4 protein-coding genes and 1 pseudogene are annotated in these 4493 nt (G+C 74.7%); 3 read left to right on the top strand and 2 right to left on the bottom strand.

Annotated features, from left to right (window positions below; all coding sequences use genetic code 11):
- Together AB0K37_RS40440 and AB0K37_RS40435 are read left to right on the top strand one after the other, a co-directional pair.
- Positions 1–95: pseudogene (locus AB0K37_RS40440) on the top strand (cation transporter); the annotation flags it as partial.
- Between the two features lie 513 nt (positions 96–608).
- Positions 609–1607, top strand: coding sequence for a helix-turn-helix domain-containing protein (locus AB0K37_RS40435; protein WP_363991082.1), 999 nt, complete (start codon positions 609–611; stop codon positions 1605–1607).
- Here the strand turns inward: AB0K37_RS40435 and AB0K37_RS40430 are convergent.
- The gene (locus AB0K37_RS40430) at positions 1537–2817 is read right to left on the bottom strand and encodes an ABC transporter substrate-binding protein (protein ID WP_363991079.1); all 1281 of its coding nucleotides are present in this window, start codon (positions 2815–2817) and stop codon (positions 1537–1539) included. The genes AB0K37_RS40435 and AB0K37_RS40430 overlap by 71 nt on opposite strands.
- Positions 2814–4109, bottom strand: coding sequence for a Gfo/Idh/MocA family oxidoreductase (locus AB0K37_RS40425; RefSeq protein ID WP_363991076.1), 1296 nt, complete (start codon positions 4107–4109; stop codon positions 2814–2816). Before AB0K37_RS40425 ends, AB0K37_RS40430 begins: the two co-directional genes overlap by 4 nt.
- A 128-nt stretch (positions 4110–4237) precedes the next feature.
- Here AB0K37_RS40425 and AB0K37_RS40420 point away from each other — a divergent pair.
- Positions 4238–4493 (top strand): Lrp/AsnC family transcriptional regulator (locus AB0K37_RS40420; protein WP_363991073.1); only part of this gene is annotated, 256 nt, incomplete at its 3' end.

The raw sequence follows: 4493 nt of genomic DNA, 5'->3' as shown, positions 1-4493 counted from the left end.
AGGCCATCGTCGCCGCGTTGGCCGCCAACCTCGGGATCGCGGCGTCGAAGGCCGTCGCGTTCGCGTTCACCGGTTCGTCGTCGATGCTGGCCGAGATCTCGGCGCGCACCCGCCCCTTGGACCCGGTCGCCTCCAGCGGGTGCTCCTCGGTGACCGGGCCGTCCACCGGCCCGTATCCGTAGAGGTTGCCCAGCATGACGTACCCCGCGCCGGACCGTTCGGCGGCGGTCAGGACCGAGCCGAACAGCGCGGGCAGCAGGTCCGGCCACGTGTGGTAGGCGGGCGCCGCCGCGTTGAACACGGTCGCGGCGCCCTCGGCGAGGCGGCTGAGCTCGGCGGTGTCGGTGGCGTCCAGTGCGAGCCGTTCGACGAGCGGGTGCTCCGGGCCCGCTCCGCTGCGGGACACCATCCGGACGCGGTCGCCCGCGCCGGCGAGGAGGAGCGCGGTGGCGGTGGCGGTGGCGCCCCGGCCGACGACGACATGGAACGGCATAATTCACTCCAGTGAGGTAGTGGCCGGGCATCCGGCCGTTGCCCGATCCACTCTGCGGTCCGCCGCGCCCGGACGGCAGGGGCCTGATCGCCAACCGTCCGGAGGTTCTGGCCAGATGCACACGGTCGCGGTCGTCGTCGTCCCGCCGGTGATGACCTTCGACGTCACGATCCCGCAGATGGTGCTGGGCGCCGCCGAGGCGGGCGGCGGTCCCGCCTACGAGCTGCTGCTCTGCGCCGCCGAGCCGGGGCGTCCGCTGGAGACCGTCGGCGGCCTGGACGTCGTCGCCCCGCACGGGCTGGACGCCGTGCGGGGCGCGGACAGCGTCATCGTGGTGGGCAGCGGGGGCCGCACCGGCATCGAGCGGTCCGTCCTGGACGCCCTGCGCGCCGCGGCGGCCGCGGGGAAACGCGTCGCGGCCATCTGCACGGGCGCCTTCGTGCTCGGCGAGGCGGGCCTGCTGGAGGGCCGCCGCGCCACGACGCACTGGGGCCTCACCGGCGACCTGGCCCGCCGCTTCCCCGCCGCGAAGGTCGTCCCCGACGTCCTGTACGTCACGGACGGAACGGTGCTGACCTCGGCCGGGGCCGCCGCCGGGATCGAGCTGTGCCTGCACCTGATCCGCGAGGACCACGGCGCCGCGGTGGCGGCCGGGGCGGCGCGCCTGACGGTCGCGGCGCCCCCGCGTCCCGCTGACCAGGTGCAGCGCCTCGAAGATCCGCTGCCCGCCGGACCGGACGTGTCGCTCGCGGAGACCCGCGCCTGGGCCGTGCGGCGCCTGGGGGAGCCGCTCACCCTCGCCGACCTGGCCCGGCACGCACGCGTCAGCACCCGCACGCTGACGCGCCGGTTCCACGCGGAGACGGGCCACAGCCCGTTGCAGTGGCTGCTGCACCAGCGGATCGACCGGGCCCGCGAGCTGCTGGAGGGCACCGCGCTCCCGATGGCGCAGGTCGCCCACCGCAGCGGCCTCGGCAGCGCCGACTCCCTGCGCCTGCACTTCGTCCGCAGGCTCGGCGTGACCCCGAGCGCCTACCGCTCCGCTAGTCGGCGAGCGCGGCCAGTGCCTTCTGGAGGTCCTCGGACGCCTGGTCTGCCGACTTCCTCCCGGTGAGCGCCGCGGTGACGTGCTCCTGGACGGCCGCGCTGACCTCGTTGTAGCGGACGACGACCGGGCGCGGCCGCGCCTTGTCCATGCCCTGCCTCAGCACCGGCAGGTACGGGTACCGCTTGATCATTTCTGGGTCGCCGTAGAGGGCGGCGAGGGACAGCGGGAAGGACTGGGCTCTGCCGTACTCCCTCTGGACGGCCGGGCTGACGATGTGGGCGACGAAGTCGCGGGCGGTGGCCTGGTGCCTGGAGAACGCCGACACGGCCAGATTGTCGCCGCCGAGGGTCCCCGAACCCGGCCCGTCCTCTCCCGGGATCGGCGCGACGCCGAACTTCCCGGCCACCTCCGAGCCGTCCTTCCCGGCCGCGAGCGCGTACACGTAGGCCCAGTTGCGGTGGAAGACCAGACGCCCCTCCTGGAACGCACGGCGGCCTTCTTCCTCCTTGAACGTGATGGCCTTCCGCGGGATGGCGCCGTTCCGGAAACCGTCCACGAGGAACCTGAGCCCGGCCCTGGCCTGCGGGGTGTCCACCCGCGGCCTGCCCGACGAGTCGAAGACCTCGCCGCCCGCGGACTGGACGGCCTCGGAGTAGTTGACCGTGAGCCCCTCGTACTTCCCGTACTGGCCCGCGTAGCAGTCGACGCCCTTGCCCTCGGGCGTCCGGCGGACCTTCGCGCAGGCGTCGCGGAGCTCGGCCCACGTCTTCGGCGGACCCTTCACCCCGGCCTCGGCGAGGAGGTCCTCGCGGTAGTAGAGGACGCCGGTCCCGGTCAGCCACGGCGCCGCGTACAGCCTGCCGCGGTACTTTCCCGTCTCCAGGGCGGCCGGGACGAACGAGGAGGCGTCGACCAGCCCGTCCGGCAGCGGCAGGATCCAGCGGCGCGCGGCGAACTCCGCCGTCCACACCGCGTCCAGCCGGACGACGTCGTAGGCGTCCGACTCGATCCTCATGTTCTGGACGAGCTGCTGCCGCGCCTGGTCGCCGTCCTCGGGCAGCTCGACGAGCCGGACCCTCTCCTTCGGGTGGCCGTCGTTCCACGCGGCGACGAGCCGCTGCACGGTCCGGGTGAGGTCCTTGCCGGTGGCGACCGTGATGGAGCCCCGGCCGTCGTTGCGCGCGGGCGACGACCCGCCGGACGAGCCGCCGCACGCGGCCGCCGCGAGAGCCAGGGACAGCGCCGCGGCGACGGCCGGCAGGAGTCTGGTGGTCACGGGCTCACCGCGCCTTTCGCCGGGGATGACCGCGGGTCCAGTTCGATGACGGTGCCGGCCAGCCGGGCCCGTTCGGCCGCCCACACGACGCGGTGCGAGGCGAGGCTCTCCCGGGGGCCGGTGCTGAGCGGGGCGGGGTCGCCCGCCGCGAGCGCGGCGACGAAGGCGTCGGCCAGCGCGTCGTCGTCGTGGTCGTGCCGTCCGTCGGACGCGCCGCCGGGAGGGGCGGCGCCGGGCTCGACGGTCTCGGTCTCGCCGGTGACGAAGTCGCGGACCGTGATGCGGAGGCCGTCGCCCTCCAGGGAGCCGGACGTCCCGAAGACGCGCGTCTGGCGCGGGGCGGCCGCCGCGAACGCGGTCATGGTGAACACGCCGGTCGCGCCGGACGGGAACTCCATGTTCACGACCTGGTGGTCGACCACGTCGTTGTCGCACGCGTAGACGCAGCGCCCGTACGGGCCATCGCGCAGCGCTCCCAGGACGCCCGCCTCGGTGCGGTCGTCGGTGACCGCGCCGAGCGGCCACCTCTCGCGGGCGGGGTCGCCGAGGCACGACAGGTACAGCCGGGTCGCGGAGTAGGGGCAGCTGGCCTCCACGGCGCACTCGACGCAGCGGTCGGCGGCGCCGGGCGGCCGCTCCTGCGGGCGGAAGTGCGACAGCCGCCCGAACGAGGACACCCGCGCGGGGGCCTCGCCCATCACGTGGATCAGCCAGTCGATGTCGTGGCACGACTTCGTCATCAGCATCGGGCCGGACTCCTCCGCCCGCCGCCAGTTGCCGCGCACGTAGGAATGGGCGTGGTGCCACCAGCCGACCGGTTCGAGGTGCTGGACGCTGACCGGCGCGCCGATCCGGCCGTCCTCGATCAGCCTCCTGAACGCGCGGGTGTACCGGCTGTAGCGCATCACGTGGCAGACGGCGAGCATCACCCCGGCGCGCTCGACGGCGTCGACGATGCGCAGCGCGTCCGCCTCGGACGTCGCCATCGGCTTCTCCAGCAGGATGTGGCAGCCGAGGCCGGCGAACCGGATCGCGGGCTCGGCGTGCTCGGCGTCCTGCGTCGCGATGATCACTCCGTCGGCGGGGCGGCCCCGGGCGGCCATCTCCCGCCACCCGGGAAAGGTCTGCTCCGGCGCGAGCCCGTGCTCGGCCGCGAACCGGGCGCGCCGCGCCGGGTCGGGCTCGGCGACCGCGACGATCCGGCCGGCCCCGGCCTCCCGGATCCGCGCCGCGTAGCCGCGGCCGCGCAGCCCCGCTCCGGCCACCGCGATCGTCGGCCCCGTCCGCTGCATCGGGCGCACCCTTCCGACCTGGCCGTCCGCGCCGCCGGGGGGAACCGGCGGCCGACTTACGCAAGGTGCTTTCATAAGTAGTCTGGCAATAATGTCGTCCGTCCGCCGAACGCTGTCAAGGGGTACCCGTGCCGCACCACTCTCTCCACGGAGGCGACCCCTCGGTGCTCCGCCGGCTCAACTCCGCCGCGACGCTGCGCGCGCTGCGCGACGGCGGCGAGGCGACGCTGTCGGAGCTGGCCCGGCGCGTCGGGCTGTCCCGGCCCACCACCGAGGGCGTGCTGGGCGACCGAGACGTGCACGAAGTCGCCGAACCGGGCGCCGCCGCCGAACCACAGCTCGCCCAGGGCGGCGAGGTTGGCCTCGTTGTCGTACTCGGCGGGC

It is taken from the genome of Actinomadura sp. NPDC049753 (assembly GCF_040674655.1).
Taxonomy (GTDB): Bacteria; Actinomycetota; Actinomycetes; order Streptosporangiales; family Streptosporangiaceae; genus Spirillospora; species Spirillospora verrucosospora.
The sequence above is the reverse complement of the archived record's forward strand: the minus strand, read 5'-3'. Positions and strand labels throughout refer to the sequence as shown.

Coding starts and splice junctions, on each gene's coding strand:
- AB0K37_RS40435 (WP_363991082.1), top strand. CDS start 609: ATGCACACGGTCGCGGTCGTCGTCGTCCCGCCGGTGATGACCTTCGAC.
- AB0K37_RS40425 (WP_363991076.1), bottom strand. CDS start 4,109: ATGCAGCGGACGGGGCCGACGATCGCGGTGGCCGGAGCGGGGCTGCGC.